Here is a 16,287-nt window from a genome sequence, read left to right as displayed (position 1 = left end):
GAGGTCAAGGAAAGGAAGGCCTGGGCGTCTTATAGAAAGAGCGTTCGAAGGTCTTTTAGGAGCATGAAGAGATGCAACGGATCGCTGGGGGAGGGGAGGAAATCGAAGTGTTCGTAGAACTGTTTTGCTTTCTCATCTTTGGCATGGACCACCAAGGCACGGATTCCGGCAATATCCGCAGCCTGTAGAGTCCGCAGGGTTGCATCCTTGAGGAGCGCGGCACCCACTCCTTGCTTCTGCCAGTGAAGGTCTACGGCTAACCGGGCAAGCAGCATGATTGGAATGGCATGTTTGGCGAGCCCTTTCTTCACTCGTTCCGGGGCCATGGCGTGCTCAACCGATCCGACCGCGAGTGCGTAATAGCCGACAACGGTGTCATCGACTACTCCCACATAGGTTTGTGATCCCCCGCTCTGTTGATTGTGGAGGGCGTGTTGCCGGAGAAAACGATTCAGATCTTCTCGCCCACAGTCGAATGCCTCAACGGCGTGGTGGCGCTGAAGCTTTTCGATCGTTCGAGTCAACGCTATTCTGTCGTGCGGTGAAGAGGGCGGGCGTCAAAGAATCCTGGCTCAGTCAGGAGTTCTTTCATGCGAGGGAGGGGGCGAGTCGGAGCATCGAGCGCCGCCTGAAACTCAGCCCATTGTGCTTTGCTCAGGAGGAAGGTGCGACGATCCGCCAGGGTTTCATCAGCGCGCGCCAGCGCACTTTCACGGACAAAGTCACTCACTGATCGACTGGAAACGGAGGCCGCTGCTTCCAGTACTCGTTTATCTGAGGCGCTCAGCCGAAGATCCAGTTTTTCGCTTCGAATAGCACGGACTGCCATCTTGGCACCTCTCCTTGGTATTAAAGGTAGCGTAAGAGGGAAGCGATGTCAAGACAGTGTCATGACAGTGTTGCGCGATGAGATAAATGCGGCCCGCATAGATTTTTCGACAACGATTGTGAGCCGTAACGAGGAAGGGACGGTGATGGTGGCGAACATAAAACGGGGTGTAAGACAGGGTGTTGTCGAGCCTAAAAATTGATCATCTCTATGCCCTGGGAGCTGGTTTGCCGCTCATGGTCTTGGACAACCATTTGGACAACCAATCGGGCGAAATAGGCTGAAAAATGCTGAAATCGTGGCTTTTTGACGGGGTCGAATGAAGCTGGATTTTGTTAATATTTTGAAGGGGATGTGGTGCCGAGGGACAGAATCGAACTGTCGACACCAGCCTTTTTAGGGCTGGTTGAATGAGCCAGCTTCGCCAGACCTCCGAACACTTACACCCAGGAGGCCCACGTGGCGAAGTCGCAATTTCTCACCGATTCTGACGCCGAGACGATCGGCTGGGAACTCGCCCAGCGCACGGCGGACAATCAGCTCGACATCTGGCAGCGGCTCCTGTACCAGCTCTCCCGCGCGGTCTCGCAGGCCGATTCGCCCTGCCACGATCGTCTCTGGACGATCAACGACACCCTTTACCAGCTCCGACGCTTACCATGCCCCTATTTGGATCTCTGCGTGCCGATGACACCAGCGGAAGCCTACCGCCTCTCACAGCCGGGTATTCAGTTGGGCTTCGACGGACTCATGCGGCTGCAGTCGCTGCTCCATGAGACCAGCGAACAACTAGGTGATCACCCTGCCGCGCTGCCGTTACTGTGGGTACGCGATGGAATCGAAGAACGGAATGCCGCACTCATGCGTCGGCTGACGGTGACGATGGAAGGGGAGTCCGGATGGGCCAAAGAGGAGTAATGGACCGTTTACGCTGAACATTTACTGAACACTTTTGAAGTTTCAGGGAACCGACTGCCTCGTAAGTTGTTGATTTATGGAGCTGGCGAGAGGAATTGAACCTCCAACCTGCGGTTTACAAAACCGCTGCTCTGCCAATTGAGCTACGCCAGCCCGTGGGTCTAGTTGCGAGATGCCGGATACTTCAACACGGTGGTGAACATCGAACCCTACATTGCCTGGGCGGGGCTGTCAAGATGCGAGCGAATCGTCGGGTCTGCTTAGGCCCTTCCTGCTCGGTCCGGTCTTGATCCGAATTCCCCCCAGCAGCCCACTTTTACTTGAATAAAGTCTTGATTCCCCATAAGCTGAATTCAAGACAAGTCATGATGCTGCGCAGTCGTAAGGCGATAGGTAGATTGGGGAAGTCATCCACTCAGCCGGACGTCCCCGACTTCCAGAGAGGAGCCTGTTTTTATGAGTCAATCACACATTCTTGTGATCGATGATGACCCTGCAGTACGCCAGCTCTTGGCGGAGACCCTGACGGGGGAGGGCTATCAGGTCACGGTCATGTCGAGTGGTCTGGAAGGGGTAGAAGCGGTCAAGGACCAGCCGGTGCACGTGGTGTTGACCGATCTGCAGATGCCAGGGATTGACGGACTGGAAACCATAGATCGCATTTCGAAAATCGATTCCAAAATTATTGCGATCGTCATGACCGGATACGGCACGATTGATTACGCCGTGCGTGCGATGAAAGCCGGAGCGTTTGACTTCATTACAAAGCCGTTTGAGCCCGACACGGTGACGGTCGTTGTGCGCAAAGCGTTGGATGTGTACAAGCTCAAACAGGAAAATCACCTGTTGCGAAAAGCCGTGCGGGATCAATACCGCCTTGAGCACCTGGTCGGGAACAGCGCGCCAATGCGAATGGTATTGGATTTTGTGGAAAAGGTGGCGGACAGTGACAGCACAGTGCTCATTGAAGGTGAAAGCGGCACGGGTAAGGAGTTAATTGCTCGCATGTTGCACTTCAACAGCATGCGTCGTGAGCGCCCGTTGGTCCCGGTCAACTGTGGTGCGATTCCCGAAACGCTGCTTGAATCGGAATTGTTCGGCCACGAAAAGGGGGCTTTCACCGGAGCCGCACACACTCGTCTTGGACGGTTTGAATTGGCTCACGGCGGAACCATTTTCTTGGATGAAGTGGGTGAGATGAGTCTACCCTTGCAGGTGAAATTACTGCGAGTGTTGCAAGAGCGCTGCTTCGAGCGTGTCGGTGGTACCAGGACCATCAATGTCGATGTCCGCATCATTGCAGCCACCAACCAGGATCTTGCCCTGGCAGTCCAGGAACGTCGTTTCCGGCAGGACCTGTACTATCGCTTGCATGTGATCCCTATCCACATTCCTCCGTTACGGGAGCGTCGTAGTGATATTCCGCTTCTGGTGACTCATTTCATTTCCCAATTCAATCAGTTGCGGAGAACGGAAATTCTTGGAATGGAGCCGGACGCGCTGGCGCGAATGACGGAAGAGGAATGGCCGGGCAACATCCGCGAGCTGGAAAATATGGTTGAACGCCTGTGCGTGTTGAAAAAGCGGGGAATGATTACGCTGGCCGATCTGCCTGAACGCGCGGTGAAAACTGCGGCTGGCAAATCTGTTGAAGCGCCGGAGCAGTTTATTCGCTTCACCGAGGATGGCATCAATCTGACAAAAGAACTGGAGCATTACGAGAATCGGCTGATCGGCGAAGCTTTACGAAAGGCCAACGGCATCACGAGCCGAGCGGCACAGTTGCTTCAAGTCAACAGAACCACCCTCGTAGAAAAACTCAAACGGAAGGGATTTGACCCTAAGAGCCACGGCTACTCCATCCAAAACTAGGTGAAGGGCTACGGCGGTTTTCTTCCTACGTCATTTTTTTGACCCACCTAGATCGATGCCTGTCGGGATTTCTGACGACTCCTCTGAGCGCCCTCCGCGCGTCTTGCTAAATCTTCAAGACACACCTCGATTTCCATCATTCCGATAGGGGCACAGGACTTGCTGTTTTGGGCCCTGTGCGAATCCTATTCACGAGATCTCGGCGTACGCAGGCCTTCGCTGCACTGGCAGTACTCCTCGCCCTCCTGTTCCCCCTAGGTGTAGTTCCTCCCACGGCTCGTGGTGGTGTGCCGACGATGCGTCAGGAATTGCCGGCCATGATGCCGGAGCCCTCAGAATTAGTTCGAGGTGTCCTGCCTGATGCAGGCCCTCGCTTCGAACGTCTCACGGACCTCCCGGAATGGGCTCAGTTCGAGAGGGGCATCACCATGTTTAAGCAAGGGCAGTTTCTGGAGGCCCGCTTGCACTTTACCAACCTGCTCCGCGATCACGCGGACAGTCAGCTGAAATCCTCGATTCAGGCGTTTCTGGCGGAAAGTATGCTGAGAGCCAGCGATCGTGAAGTGCGGCCCTTGGAAATTATCGATCAGTACAAGACGTTGATGCGCGAAGAGCCGCATGCGACCAATGCAAAGCGGGCAGCCTGGCGGATCGGTGATGTCTACCGTATGGAAGGCTGGTATCAGGAAGCGCAAATTGCCTATCAGCACGCCCTCAGTTTGGCGGAGCGAGATTCGTATGATGCCAATCGCGCCATGCTGGGCCTGGCTTATGTCTTGCGCGGGTTCAAGAATTGGAAAGACAGTGTGCAAACCTTCGACCATGTATTGAAGCGCACCGTTGATCCGACCCTGTTGGTGTCCGCCTCCCTCGGGCAGGCACACAGCCTGTATCGACTTGGCCGGATTAAGGATGCGGACGCGCTCTTTGAAAGCATCAACAGCCGATGGCCAGCCGCTCTTCGAAGAGATCCCGTTGCCCTGCTCCGCTACGCCGACACGGCCGGCGAGGCTCAACGCGGCCCCGTCGTTCGGGAACAACTGCTTCATTTTTACAATCTGTACCCCTCACGTCCTGAGACGCCCTTTGTGTTGACCCATCTTGCGGACAGTTACCGGGACGCCGGGCGATGGATCGAATCCAGTATCTTCTACGCCGCACTGTTGAGCCAATATCCGAACGCTCCGACGGCACCGATGGCCCGTCTCCGTTATGCCGACGTGCAGGAGCATCTCGAACCTGAGGGGGAGGAGCTGAAGCTGCGGCACACCATTGCCGCTCATCTGGCGAATATTCCCTTGAAGCCGGGCGAAATGATGAGTCCGCGGCAAGTCTTCGAAGAGAGCGCCAAAGAACATGAGGACTCGACTGTCGGCAGCGAAGCGTTGTTCCACCTCGGGGAAGCGTTGGAGCGGGCAGGCAAACGGGAAGACGCGTTGCACGCCTATGAACAAGTCGTGAAACGCACGGGTAAGTTCGAAAATGATCCCTGGCCGGAGAAAAGCGGAGCGCAGGTTGTCAGATTTCTTCGCCCTCGTCTCGAGGCGGCGCAAAAAGCGGGTGATGATTTTGATCTGATCAACTTGTTCCACCGACACGGCCCCTTTGCAGACCGCCTGTATGCCGGTACCGAATTATTACTCAAGATCGCGGAGGCGCATCGCCGTCTGGGATTTCCCGTTGAGTCGGCACGGCTCTTTCAGGCGTTGATCAGAGATCCTAAAGCCGAGGCCTTTCATGAAACAGCTTTGATGGGGCTGGGACATAGCTATCTGGAGCAAAAAGATATGCGTGCAGCTCGGGCTGTGTTCGAACGGTATCGACTCCAATTTCCCACGGGGCGTTCCGCAGCGGAAGCCTTGCGGGGGATTCTTACGTCGTATGAAGGGGAAGGGAATACCGGGGCGCTACTCAAGCTCGGGAGACAGTGGCTCGCCCACAATCCTCGTCATCCCGATCGAGCGCTTGTGCAATTAAAACTGGCCGGCGTGTTAGCGCAAGCCAAACACGATGGGGAGGCAGCCGCACTCTACGAGAGCGTCGTGAAGGCAGGTTTGGAGCTCTCCGCCTTAGACATCCTGCGGCATGCCGATGTGCTGGCTCGGCTGCATCGATCAGACGCGGCCTTAGCCACATACAAGCGAGCGGTGGTCGCCGGCTTGGAACCAGACCAGGAAGCCTGGGCTCAAGTCCAGATGGTCCAACTTGCGCGAGGGGCGAAACGTGAAGACTTTGCGCGGAACGGACTCCGGGCTCTTAGCGTCAATCAAGACAGTCTGGTTCGCCGTCTGGCAGCGGTGTTAGAAACCGATGTGCCGGAGCCCAAGCCTGTGCCAGGAGGCAAGAAACCATGATGCGCCAAGATGCGGAGAGTGCCAATAACGATCTACTGACGCGGGCGTTTCGCGACTTTGATCAGGCCGCTACGGTATTGCAGCAATCCTACGACGCGCTGACGACCCGGCTCCAGCAAATGGACCTGGAATTGGCGCAAACCAATGCCAGCCTTCGCGAACATCTTCGCGAAACCGAGGACATGCGCGCGCATCTCACGGCGGTGCTGGAATCGTTGGATACCGGTGTGATTGTGGCGGATTCGCACGATGTGGTGGTGCGCTGCAACCATTCCACCGAGCAGCTGTTAGGGGTCTCCCAGACGCACTTAAAGGGCCGCTTGGCGACCGACGTGCTGGCGGACATCCGGAAGGATCACGACGAGTATCCGCTGGTGCTTCCCTCGGGTGTCACGATTGCGCTCACGCAAACCGATCTCACCGATGAAGCCGGGAATTTGACCGGTAAGTTAGTCTTGATTCATGACGTCACGCGCATCCGCCAGTTGGAGGATCGTCTTCAGCGACGGAACCGGCTGGAAGCCATGGGGCAAATGGTCGGCAGTATCGCGCATGAAATTCGGAATCCTCTGGGAAGCGTGGAACTCTTCGCCTCCATGCTGCGAAAAGATCTTCGAGCCCAGCCGCAATTGAGAGCCTACGCAGAACACATTTCTATGGCGGTCCATTCCATGGATCGCCTGTTGTCCAACCTGTTGGTCTATACCAGGCCGGATTGTTCCAAGTTGCGTTGGCAGGACACCGAACGCTTGCTGCGCGAGGTACTGACCCTGGCCAGTCATGCCATATCGCAGGCTGCGATCTCCGTTCGCTGCGATGTGGACCCGTTGGTGCCGCAACTCTGGTGTGATGGATCGAAAATGAAACAGGTGTTGCTGAATCTGGTCTTGAATGCCGTTCAGGCGATGCCGGAGGGCGGCGTCCTGACCCTCGCAGCCGCCTTGGTTCCCGGACACATGCACGGGAGGACAGCAGTACAACTCACCGTTACCGATACGGGCATTGGCATCCCGGCAGAAGTCCAGTCCCGCGTGTTTGATCCGTTCTTTACCACCAAGGACGACGGGACAGGTTTGGGGCTGGCCATCGTACACGCGTTGGTGGAGGCGCACCATGGACGGGTCGATGTGGTCAGCAGCCCGGGGCGTGGCACATCGTTTGTCATCACCTTGCCGCAGGAACGCCCCGAACCAACAGCACCGCCGCTCGCGGCGGCGGCTTGCGCCAGGCAGGCGGGAGCCCACGATCACAGTCTGACCGTAGCCAAGGAGGAGATGTCCGAATGAGCGTGCAACAGACTATCCAGGGACCGTCACCTGCCGCTGAGGAGAGCCGAACCGTGTTGATCGTCGACGACGAACCGTCGATGCGCACTGCCCTGTCGGAGACCGTCCGTCGATTGGGGTACCAGGTACGAGGAGCGATCGACGGGGCGGACGCGATCGAACAGGTCGAGCGGTTGAAGCCCTGGTTGGTGGTCACTGATCTGAAAATGCCACGAGTCGCCGGGCTTGAACTGGTGAAGGCGATCAAGCAGAAGGCGCCTCAGACCTTTATCATTCTGATGACGGCGTACGGCACGGTGGAGACCGCCGTTGAAGCCATGAAGTGCGGCGCGAACGACTATATTCTCAAACCGTTCTCGACCGATCTGGTAGAGCGAGTCATTCTGAACTTACAGGCCACCACGGCATTGGATGAACAGGAGACGCCGATGCCGGCGGAAGCCCGCGCAATCTTGACGCAAGACGCCGGGATGATCCGTCTCCTCACCACGCTGGAAGGGGTCGCGGCGAGCCAGGCCACCGTGCTGATCAGCGGTGAGAGCGGTACAGGAAAAGAACTGTTGGCGCGCTATATCCATGCCCGAAGCCCCCGCGCCCATCGCCCCTTCGTGGCACTCAATTGTGCCGCCCTTCCGGACAGTCTTCTGGAGAGCGAGCTCTTCGGCCACGAGCGCGGAGCCTTTACGGGCGCGATCCAAAAAAAGCTGGGCAAATTCGAAATGGCCCATACCGGCACATTGTTTCTCGACGAAATCAGCGAAATGAATCTGGGGTTACAGGCTAAACTGCTGCGTGTCCTCCAGGAACGGGAGGTGGACCGTATCGGCGGGCGTGAACCGGTGCCGGTCAACATCCGCGTGATTGCCACGACGAATCGCTCGCTCTACCACGAAGTGACGCAAGGGCGATTTCGGGAAGATCTGTTTTATCGATTGAACGTGTTTCCGGTTACGGTGCCACCCCTCCGTGAACGACCGGGGGATATTCCTCTGCTGGCGAGACACTTTCTCCGTTCCTCGGCGCAACGCAATGGCCTGACGGCGCCGACCTTGTCTGATCGGGCGATTGCGGATCTGCAACAGCGCCCCTGGAAGGGGAATGTCCGCGAACTTGAAAATGTCATGGAACGCGCCATTTTAGTGGCGGCAGGCGGGGCGGTTGACGTCGACCATCTCATGCCGGGTGACGGGGTCGTGCCTGTGCGGGAAATGGAGACGGTCGAGGCGCTGGTCGCTCCCTCGGCGCACGGCTCGCTGTGGGAAATGGAACGGGATCTCATCGTGAAGACCTTGGCGCGCGTGAAAGAGAATCGCACCCATGCCGCGAAGGAATTGGGCATCAGTATTCGCACGTTACGTAATAAGTTGCGGGAATATCGCGACATGGGCTATCAGGTCGAGGCGGAGAAATCCTAAGGACTCCCGTGGAGGTACTAGGCAAATCTTTCCCTCTCTCGCCATTTTTGCCGGGTGTCTGATCAGGGGGCGAGCGGACTGAGCGCGCAGAGTCAGCGTCGTTTCCTACACCCGTGACGAGGTACATAGATTGCACACTGGTGGGCAGAATTTTCTGAGGAGCGCAGATCATGACCATCTTCGATAGGACCATGCAGCTGCTGGAGCGGTCGTTGGACTTGCGTGGGGCCCGCCAACAGGTGATTGCCGCCAACATCGCCAACGAAGAAACGCCCAAATATCGCGCTACGGATTTGAACTTCGGGCAGGCGCTTGCAAATGCACAGCAAGGCAAGCTCCCGATTACCCTGGTCTCCACACACCAGCATCACATCGGCCCCAAGGGGAATGGATTCCAACGGGTGACGGGGCGGCTGGAAGAAGTGCCTGCAGGCGATCTCCCGCTTGATGCCAACTCAGTCAACATCGAATTGGAAATGGCCAAGATGTCGGACAACGCCCAGCAATACAACACGGCGGCGACGATTATCAGCATGCGCCTTCGCCAGCTGCTCAGTGCGATACGTGAAGGACGGTAAGCGAAGACCGTTGTGTCAGGTCGTGTTCCAGTGTGAGTTGAAGAGAAAAGAGGTGCGATATGGATTTAACGGATAGTCTCGCAGTCTCGGTGTCCGCACTCGATGCGCATCGACATCGCTTGAATGTGATTGCCAGCAACCTGGCGAACGCTCAGTCCACCAAAACGAGCACGGGCGGCCCCTATCGTCGCCGCGATGTGGTTTTTCAAGCCGCGCCGGTGTCATCCGCGTTTCAGCGTGCGTTTAAGCAGGTTTCGACGGGGCCTGGAAAGCATGCGCTGGACGGCGTGAAGGTCGCTCGGGTGATCGAGGACCAGAAGCCGGGACAGAAGGTGTACGACCCTCGCCATCCGGATGCCGATCAGAAGGGTTTCGTCACGATGCCCAATGTGAATGTCATGGAAGAGATGGTGAATATGATCGGCGCGTCTCGGGCGTATGAAGCGAACGTGCAGGCTGTCAATGCGTCTCGCACCATGTGGAATCGCGCGTTGGAGATCGGGAGGTAACCATGACTGACTTGCGGATCGCAGGAGCGAATCAGCCTCATCCGATCGAAATTCCCGAGATCAAGGAGTCCGGGCAGGCGGGGGGAGCGAATTTCGTCGATTCGCTGCAAGAGGCGATCGGGCACATCAACGATGCGCAAACCGGAGCCAGTCAGGCTGTCGACGCGCTGGTTACCGGTCAGAACACCAACATTCATCAGGCGATGGTGGCCCTGCAACAGGCCGATGCCTCGTTTCAGCTCATGATGCAGGTCCGGAATAAGTTAGTGACGGCCTACGAAGAAATTCAACGGATGCAGATTTAAGAGGCAGCGTAGCCGTCATGTGGCGCTGTCGGCAAGGCGTCTCACCACCCCTCCAGCCCGTTGTTACTCGCTCTTGAATGGTAGGGATAAAGGACTCCATCGCGTATGTTCTCAAAATTCAGCCACTTCACGATCAATCAACGCCTCATCATCCTGCTGGCCCTCGCTGGCTCCATTGCCGGACTCGTGGCGGTGACGCTCTGGACACAGCAGCCGGACATGCAGGTGCTCTACGCTAATCTGGCGGTCGATGATGCCGCAGGGATTATCGACAAATTGAAAGACGCGAAGGTGCCCTATGAGACCACCAACGGCGGGACCACCATCCTGGTGCCGAATGCACAGGTGCACGACCTGAGGCTCGAAATGGCCGGGCAGGGCCTCCCGCACGGTGGAGGGGTCGGGTATGAAATCTTCGATCGGACTACCATGGGGATGTCGGATTTTGTGCAGAAGTTGAATTATCGGAGGGCCTTGCAAGGAGAACTGGCCAGGACGATCACGCAAATGCCGGAAGTCGAACGGGCGAGGGTGCATCTGGCCATTCCGGAGCGGCGGTTATTTGCAACCGAACAGGATCGGGCACGTGCCTCCGTCGTTGTGTCCTTGCGAGCCAACCAATCGCTGTCGAAGGCGCAGATCCAGGGGGTGGTGCATCTGGTATCCAGCAGCGTCGAAGGACTGCAGGCCCGTGACGTGACGGTGGTCGATGGTCACGGCAATCTGTTGTCGAACAGCTCCAGTGACGAGTCGGCCGGTTTGTCCGGGACACAAATGGAGTTTCAACGGACGCTGGAGAAGGATATCGAAACCCGAATCCAGACGATGTTGGAGCGGATCGTCGGCGTCAACAAGGCGGTCGTGCGTGTGTCCAGCGTGCTTGATTTCAGGAAAGTCGAGACCACCGAGGAACGGTACGATCCCAACGGTCAAGTGGTCCGGAGCGAGCAACGCGGCCAGGAGAAGTCCAACGGCATGAACGGCACCAGTGGTGGTGTGCCCGGTGTCGAGTCCAACGTGCCGGGCGGCGCGGAGGCGGAGGCCGGACAAACCAGTTCGAACAGCAATCAAACGAAGAATGAAACCGTGAACTATGAAATCAGCCGTACGGTCTCGCGCATCGTGGAGCCGACCGGGACCATCAAGAAACTGTCGGTCGCGGTGTTGGTAGACGGAATCTATGAGGGCGGGGGCAAGGCCAGTGAAGCGGGTGCCGAACAGCAGCCGAAGAAGTACGTGCCGCGGTCCGAAGAAGAAATGAAACGGATCGAGGAGATCGTGAAGAAGGCCATGGGTTATTCCACGGAGCGCCAAGACCAAGTCGAAGTGGTGAATGTGCAGTTTGGTCTCGGCGTCGAAGAGCCGACGGGCGCCGCGGTTGAAGCGGCCGCGGATTCGACGAGGGCGTGGATGCCGTATATCCGCTATGCGGTAGGCGGTGTGCTCTTCTTCCTCATTCTCTTCATGGTGGTTCGTCCGTTGATGGCGATGCTCGTGGCATCGCCACCGGCTCCCGCCGAGAGTGACACACCGGCGCTACCGGCCTCGGTAGGTCAGGTCGAAGCGGCCATGAGCGGCAAACAACCGGGACAGATCCTCGATATGGCCAAGAATAACCCCGCCAACACGGCAGTCGTCGTCAAGCAATGGCTCAAGAGTAACGCCTAACGGACGTCTCCATGAATAAAGAACTCTCGGGTGCCCAAAAGGCCGCGATTCTCCTCCGCGCTATCGGAGAAGAGGCCGCGGCCCAGGTCATGAAAACGCTGGATCCGAAAGATATTCGCAAGCTCGGCATGTTCATGAAAGAGACGGCGAATATCACCAAGCAGGAAGAAGAGAGCGTGATCGCCGAATTCGAACAAGCCAGCGCCAGCGGTGAAGTGCAGTTTGAAGGCCGTGAATTCATGGAGGCGATTCTGAAAAAGGCCTTGGGTCCCGAGAAGGCCGCTCGCATGATCGAATCCTTGAATACCAAGACGTATCCCGGTATCGACGCGTTGAAATGGGTCGATTCCCGTACCGTGGCCCAGATCCTCAAGATCGAACATCCTCAAACCATCGCCGTGTGTCTGGCACAAATGGAGGCCGAGCAAGCCAGCGCCGTGCTGGCGTTGTTGCCGACGCATCTGCACGCGGATGTGTCTCTGCGTCTTGCGACCATGCAGGAGGTGCAACCGGAGGTGCTCTCGGAACTCAGCGACAGCCTGCAGGAGATTCTGTCGGCGTCTATGGGGATGTCGAGTATGTCGGTGGGCGGGGCTGAGTTGATGGCCGATATTCTCACCCGCGTCGACAAGAACACCGAAGGCGCCATCATGGCGAAGATCACCGAAAAGGATCAGGCCCTGGCGGATAGCATCCGTGCGCTGATGTTCGTGTTCGACGACCTGGTGGGATTGGACTCGCGTGCGATGCAGGAACTGATGAAGGAAATCAGCAAAGAGGACCTGCCGATCGCCCTGCGGGGCGCCACCCCGGAGATCAAGGAAAAGTTCCTCAAAAATATGTCCAGCCGGGCGGCGGAGATGCTCAAGGAAGACATGGAAACACGCGGGCCGGTCAAAGTGTCCGACGTCGAGAAATCCCAACAGAACATTCTCAAAGTGTGCCGCAAGCTGGAAGAAGAGGGCCGGATCGTCATCGGAGGTGGTGGAAGCGAGGAGATGCTCTAAATGGGCGGCGCGGCCTTGGGCTCGGGGATGCCGGCGGCGTCTCCGGTCGAATCAGACAAAGAGTTATCACCGCGGGCGGTGCTGATTGTCGATGACGAGCCCTCGATCTGCCTCTTGCTGGCTGAGATGCTGCAGGCCACCGGCCACCCGATTCTCACGGCGGGATCTGTCGTCGACGCGATGGGCCATGTCCGGACCCGCACCGTCGCGGTCGTCATCGTTGATGTCCAATTGGGAGGGGCAGACGGTATCGCATTTTTGCAGCAGGCGTTGGATGTCGACAACCGCCTGATGGGTATCGTGATGACGGGGCACGGCAACATCGAGCTCGCTGTTCGAGCCATGAAGTCAGGCGCCTCAGATTTTCTGACGAAACCGTTTCAAGCAGAACTGGTGCGGGTATCGGTTTCCCGGCTATTGGAACTCTACCGTCTCCGACAGGAAAACACCGTCCTCGCCCGTACGCTGATCCGCTCCGGCAATATTCAACTGCGCACGATCCCGCTGGCGGATTTCAGCCGCGGGAATCGCCCGTTTGGAGTCGACGATCATAGCGAGTTCGAACGAGGGCTGGCGGAGGGGGAGAAGCGGGCCACCGAGCGGGTCGCGGCGGCACGACAACGCGAACAGGCCCTTGTGGCGTCGCTCGCCGAAAAATTCGAGGAGGTCTGGCAGAGCCTGCACGAGACCGTCGAAGAGGAAGTGGCCTCCCTCTCCTTCATGATTGCCCAAAAGGTGCTTCGCGATATCGTCTCGGAACGGCGGGACCTGATTGTCACGCAAGTGAAGGCGGCGTTAGGGCATCTTCACGAAAGCGGCCTCGTCCGTGTCCGTGTCCATCCGTCGGATGTGCAGGCTCTGGAGTCGGCGCGCGCCGGGTTGAGCCAAACCCCTCATGGCTTGTTGACCCTGAAATTTGAGACGGACCCGGCCATCAGTCCAGGCGGATGCCTGGTTCAGGCACAAAGTTTGTTGATCGATGCGACGCTGGATACGCAACTGTTGCGGCTGGGTGAAGCCTTGAGAGGACGGGATACCGGTGAAGCTTAGCGAACGGCTGGAACATATTGAGCCCTTGTCGGTGACGGGGCGGGTGGCTCAGGCAGTGGGTATTGTCATCGAAGCCTCCGGGCCGTTCACCTCCGTCGGGGAGGTCTGCGAGATCACCAGAGAAGGCGGCCATGGAGCAGTGATGGCCGAAGTCGTGGGATTTCGGGAGGATCGTGTGCTGCTGATGCCCTTGGGAGAAATGCAGGGCATCGGTCCTGGGAGTCGTGTGGTGATGAAAGGTCATGTCGCCTCCGTCCCGGTGGGCCCGCAGATGCTGGGGCGGATCTTTGACGGCCTCGGGCATCCGCTGGATGGTCAACCCGCGATCCGCAGCGACCTGCGCGTTCCTCTGTATGCCTCGCCCTTGAATCCGCTGCACCGGGCACGCATCACCCAACCGGTCGATCTGGGAATCAGAGCGATCAATGCCCTGTTGACCTGCGGGCAAGGACAAAAGATCGGGGTGTTTGCAGGATCGGGGGTGGGAAAGAGCGTGTTGCTGGGCATGATCAGCCGATACACGCAGGCCGATGTGCGGGTCATCGCATTGATCGGCGAACGGGGACGCGAGGTCAAAGAGTTTCTGGAGCGCGATTTGACGCCGGAAGCCAGAGCCCGGTCCATCGTCGTCGTTGCCACGTCGGATCAACCGCCGCTGGTCCGTATTCGAGGGGCCTTGGTCGCCACCGCCATTGCCGAATATTTCCGTGATTGCGGCAAGCATGTGCTGCTGATGATGGACTCGCTCTCCCGATTGGCCTATAGCCAGAGAGAAGTCGGGTTGGCCATCGGGGAACCGCCCACGACCAAAGGCTACACGCCCTCCGTTTTTGCAGTGTTGCCGAAATTGTTGGAACGGGTGGGGCCGGCACAGAGCGGCGGCAGCATCACCGGACTGTATACGGTGCTGGTCGACGGAGACGATCTCAACGACCCCGTGGCGGATGCCGTGCGCTCCATTCTTGACGGACATATCGTGCTCTCACGCGAATTGGCGGCCCGCAATCATTTCCCCGCGATCGATATTCTGCAGAGTACCAGTCGGGTGATGCGGGATATTGTCACACCCGCTCACTATGCCGCCGCGCGGCTGGTGTTCGAACGGACTGCGCTCTATCGACGGTCGGAGGATTTGATCACGCTGGGGGCCTACAAACCGGGGACGAGCAAGGAACTCGATAAGGCGGTGTCGGCTCATGACGGGATCACGGCCTTTCTACGCCAGGAAACCAAGCAGGCATTCGGCTTGTCGCCATCGATCGACGCGCTCCTCAGCCTGGCGGGATCGATTCAATGAACGTCACGGTGCTTCGCCAGTATGCCGTACAACTTGAGGAAGTGGCCAAGTTGGAGTTGGCGGAATTAGGCCGCGCCCTGCAACAGACGATGGATCATATGGCTCTCCTGGAGGTTAGGGCGGGCGCAGATGCCGAGCGCTATCTCACGCAGGTGGCGCAAGGCGGCACTGTCGATCAGGTCGTCAGTCATCTTGATGCCATGGAGCAGGCCGTCGCCGCTCGGCGGCGCTTGGAGCAGGCCGTCGTTCTGCAACAGGCGCAGATGGAACAGAAACGAGGCGAACTGCTGGAGGCGATGCAATACCGGAAGAAGTTGGATTTGCTCGACGCCCGTGCGGCTGCGGACTTGCGCCGTCGTCGTGACCGGCAGGATCAGCAGTTGCTGGACGAACGCGCCTGGCGCCGAGGTCCACTGCAAAAGGGAGAGCGGGTATGAGGGCGATCGATGGAAGCAAAACCAGGGGATTGTCCGCTCGCATCTCGATGGAGACGGTCCTTCTCGTGGCTCTACTCGGGGCGGGACTGAGCCAGGCAGCGACGGAGGAGGCCAAACCGGTTCCCGCAGTCCAGAAGGAGGCTGCCAAGGGGGACGCGCCAAAAGCCGATACGCCGAAAGTCGACGCCGGAAAAGCCGAGACGGTCAAGAAAGAGATTCAGGGGCCGGCGCTGAGCGCCCCTCGGGAGATGTTCGAGTTGCTGGAACAGCGGAAGCGGATGCTGGACAAGCGGGAAGCGACCCTGCGCGGATCAGAGACCCATTTGTTGGAACTCAAGGCCGAGTTGGAGCAGATCGTCACGCGGCATGAACAGGCGGTGGAAGCCGAGAAAAAGCGACGACAAGCCGCTCAAGCCAAGGGCGGCAACGAGCCGGAGAAGGCCAAACCATCGGCGAAGGCTGCGCCGGCCGTGAATCTGAATCAAGCACAGTTGGCAAAGATCTATGAAACGATGCCCCCTGAAGAGGCCGCGGCGCGTCTCGAACGTATGCCTGAACGGAAGGCAATCGAGGTACTGCGCCTCTTAAAAGGAAAATCGGCAGGAGCCATTCTCGCCGAAGTGAAGCCAGATCGCGCTGCGCGCCTGACTGAACAACTGCTCACGAGCCCATAGCCTCTCGTTTATCCTTTCTCCTCCGGCAAGTTTTGCCGAGCCATCCTGCAGAAACTTCCCGCTCCTCATCGATCTATTCCCGTCCCGG

Annotated in this window: 16 protein-coding genes and 1 tRNA gene; 14 read left to right on the top strand and 3 right to left on the bottom strand. The window is 58.1% G+C overall.

Annotated elements, in window-relative coordinates:
• Nucleotides 1–29 precede the first annotated feature (29 nt).
• Together KJA79_RS17825 and KJA79_RS17820 are read right to left on the bottom strand one after the other, a co-directional pair.
• On the bottom strand, nt 30–524 hold the full coding sequence (locus KJA79_RS17825; protein ID WP_213043408.1) for a GNAT family N-acetyltransferase: 495 nt from the start codon (nt 522–524) through the stop codon (nt 30–32).
• 2 nt (nt 525–526) lie between these two features.
• Entirely contained in the window at nt 527–829 is a 303-nt protein-coding gene (locus KJA79_RS17820) for a type II toxin-antitoxin system TacA family antitoxin (RefSeq protein WP_213043407.1), read from the bottom strand.
• A 459-nt stretch (nt 830–1,288) separates the two neighbouring features.
• Here KJA79_RS17820 and KJA79_RS17815 point away from each other — a divergent pair, with 459 nt between their 5' ends.
• The gene (locus KJA79_RS17815; protein ID WP_213043406.1) at nt 1,289–1,747 is read left to right on the top strand and encodes a hypothetical protein; all 459 of its coding nucleotides are present in this window, start codon (nt 1,289–1,291) and stop codon (nt 1,745–1,747) included.
• Nucleotides 1,748–1,824: 77 nt separating this feature from the next.
• Here the strand turns inward: KJA79_RS17815 and KJA79_RS17810 are convergent.
• A tRNA-Thr gene (locus KJA79_RS17810) sits at nt 1,825–1,900 on the bottom strand.
• Nucleotides 1,901–2,203: 303 nt separating this feature from the next.
• Here KJA79_RS17810 and KJA79_RS17805 point away from each other — a divergent pair.
• The 13 genes from KJA79_RS17805 (at nt 2,204) to KJA79_RS17745 (ending at nt 16,199) form a co-directional block, all read left to right on the top strand.
• Nucleotides 2,204–3,619, top strand: a complete 1,416-nt coding sequence (locus KJA79_RS17805; RefSeq protein ID WP_213043405.1) for a sigma-54-dependent transcriptional regulator — start codon at nt 2,204–2,206, stop codon at nt 3,617–3,619.
• Between the two features lie 296 nt (nt 3,620–3,915).
• On the top strand, nt 3,916–5,973 hold the full coding sequence (locus KJA79_RS17800) for a tetratricopeptide repeat protein (protein WP_213043404.1): 2,058 nt from the start codon (nt 3,916–3,918) through the stop codon (nt 5,971–5,973).
• The gene (locus tag KJA79_RS17795; protein WP_213043403.1) at nt 5,970–7,259 is read left to right on the top strand and encodes a two-component system sensor histidine kinase NtrB; all 1,290 of its coding nucleotides are present in this window, start codon (nt 5,970–5,972) and stop codon (nt 7,257–7,259) included. The genes KJA79_RS17800 and KJA79_RS17795 overlap by 4 nt, the downstream gene beginning before the upstream one ends.
• Nucleotides 7,256–8,674 (top strand): sigma-54-dependent transcriptional regulator, encoded by a 1,419-nt coding sequence (locus tag KJA79_RS17790; protein WP_213043402.1) that lies wholly within the window; start codon nt 7,256–7,258, stop codon nt 8,672–8,674. The genes KJA79_RS17795 and KJA79_RS17790 overlap by 4 nt, the downstream gene beginning before the upstream one ends.
• A gap of 170 nt (nt 8,675–8,844) precedes the next feature.
• The gene (gene flgB / locus KJA79_RS17785) at nt 8,845–9,252 is read left to right on the top strand and encodes a flagellar basal body rod protein FlgB (protein WP_213043401.1); all 408 of its coding nucleotides are present in this window, start codon (nt 8,845–8,847) and stop codon (nt 9,250–9,252) included.
• Between the two features lie 59 nt (nt 9,253–9,311).
• Nucleotides 9,312–9,761 (top strand): flagellar basal body rod protein FlgC, encoded by a 450-nt coding sequence (gene flgC / locus KJA79_RS17780; protein ID WP_213043400.1) that lies wholly within the window; start codon nt 9,312–9,314, stop codon nt 9,759–9,761.
• A 2-nt stretch (nt 9,762–9,763) separates the two neighbouring features.
• Nucleotides 9,764–10,066 (top strand): flagellar hook-basal body complex protein FliE, encoded by a 303-nt coding sequence (gene fliE, locus KJA79_RS17775; RefSeq protein ID WP_213043399.1) that lies wholly within the window; start codon nt 9,764–9,766, stop codon nt 10,064–10,066.
• A 105-nt stretch (nt 10,067–10,171) separates the two neighbouring features.
• Nucleotides 10,172–11,734, top strand: a complete 1,563-nt coding sequence (gene fliF / locus KJA79_RS17770; RefSeq protein WP_213043398.1) for a flagellar basal-body MS-ring/collar protein FliF — start codon at nt 10,172–10,174, stop codon at nt 11,732–11,734.
• An 11-nt stretch (nt 11,735–11,745) separates the two neighbouring features.
• Entirely contained in the window at nt 11,746–12,741 is a 996-nt protein-coding gene (gene fliG / locus KJA79_RS17765; RefSeq protein WP_213043397.1) for a flagellar motor switch protein FliG, read from the top strand.
• Nucleotides 12,742–13,791: a response regulator gene (locus KJA79_RS17760; protein WP_213043396.1), complete on the top strand. Its 1,050-nt coding sequence runs from the start codon at nt 12,742–12,744 to the stop codon at nt 13,789–13,791.
• Nucleotides 13,781–15,088 (top strand): FliI/YscN family ATPase, encoded by a 1,308-nt coding sequence (locus tag KJA79_RS17755; RefSeq protein WP_213043395.1) that lies wholly within the window; start codon nt 13,781–13,783, stop codon nt 15,086–15,088. Before KJA79_RS17760 ends, KJA79_RS17755 begins: the two co-directional genes overlap by 11 nt.
• Nucleotides 15,085–15,525: a flagellar FliJ family protein gene (locus KJA79_RS17750; protein WP_213043394.1), complete on the top strand. Its 441-nt coding sequence runs from the start codon at nt 15,085–15,087 to the stop codon at nt 15,523–15,525. The genes KJA79_RS17755 and KJA79_RS17750 overlap by 4 nt, the downstream gene beginning before the upstream one ends.
• Nucleotides 15,522–16,199 carry a MotE family protein gene (locus KJA79_RS17745; protein ID WP_213043393.1) on the top strand — a complete coding sequence of 226 codons (678 nt, stop codon included), beginning with the start codon at nt 15,522–15,524 and terminating at the stop codon, nt 16,197–16,199. The genes KJA79_RS17750 and KJA79_RS17745 overlap by 4 nt, the downstream gene beginning before the upstream one ends.
• Nucleotides 16,200–16,287: the final 88 nt, after the last annotated feature.

The organism is Nitrospira defluvii (assembly GCF_905220995.1).
GTDB classification, from domain to species: Bacteria; Nitrospirota; Nitrospiria; order Nitrospirales; family Nitrospiraceae; genus Nitrospira_A; species Nitrospira_A defluvii_C.
This window is presented reverse-complemented; position numbering and strand designations above follow the sequence as displayed.

Excerpts from the sequence above, each read along its gene's own strand:
- KJA79_RS17800 (WP_213043404.1), top strand. The coding sequence starts at position 3,916 with ATGCGTCAGGAATTGCCGGCCATGATGCCGGAGCCCTCAGAATTAGTT.
- KJA79_RS17745 (WP_213043393.1), top strand. The coding sequence starts at position 15,522 with ATGAGGGCGATCGATGGAAGCAAAACCAGGGGATTGTCCGCTCGCATC.
- KJA79_RS17750 (WP_213043394.1), top strand. The coding sequence starts at position 15,085 with ATGAACGTCACGGTGCTTCGCCAGTATGCCGTACAACTTGAGGAAGTG.
- KJA79_RS17805 (WP_213043405.1), top strand. The coding sequence starts at position 2,204 with ATGAGTCAATCACACATTCTTGTGATCGATGATGACCCTGCAGTACGC.
- KJA79_RS17790 (WP_213043402.1), top strand. The coding sequence starts at position 7,256 with ATGAGCGTGCAACAGACTATCCAGGGACCGTCACCTGCCGCTGAGGAG.
- flgC (WP_213043400.1), top strand. The coding sequence starts at position 9,312 with ATGGATTTAACGGATAGTCTCGCAGTCTCGGTGTCCGCACTCGATGCG.
- fliG (WP_213043397.1), top strand. The coding sequence starts at position 11,746 with ATGAATAAAGAACTCTCGGGTGCCCAAAAGGCCGCGATTCTCCTCCGC.
- flgB (WP_213043401.1), top strand. The coding sequence starts at position 8,845 with ATGACCATCTTCGATAGGACCATGCAGCTGCTGGAGCGGTCGTTGGAC.
- fliE (WP_213043399.1), top strand. The coding sequence starts at position 9,764 with ATGACTGACTTGCGGATCGCAGGAGCGAATCAGCCTCATCCGATCGAA.
- KJA79_RS17795 (WP_213043403.1), top strand. The coding sequence starts at position 5,970 with ATGATGCGCCAAGATGCGGAGAGTGCCAATAACGATCTACTGACGCGG.
- KJA79_RS17820 (WP_213043407.1), bottom strand. The coding sequence starts at position 829 with ATGGCAGTCCGTGCTATTCGAAGCGAAAAACTGGATCTTCGGCTGAGC.
- fliF (WP_213043398.1), top strand. The coding sequence starts at position 10,172 with ATGTTCTCAAAATTCAGCCACTTCACGATCAATCAACGCCTCATCATC.
- KJA79_RS17760 (WP_213043396.1), top strand. The coding sequence starts at position 12,742 with ATGGGCGGCGCGGCCTTGGGCTCGGGGATGCCGGCGGCGTCTCCGGTC.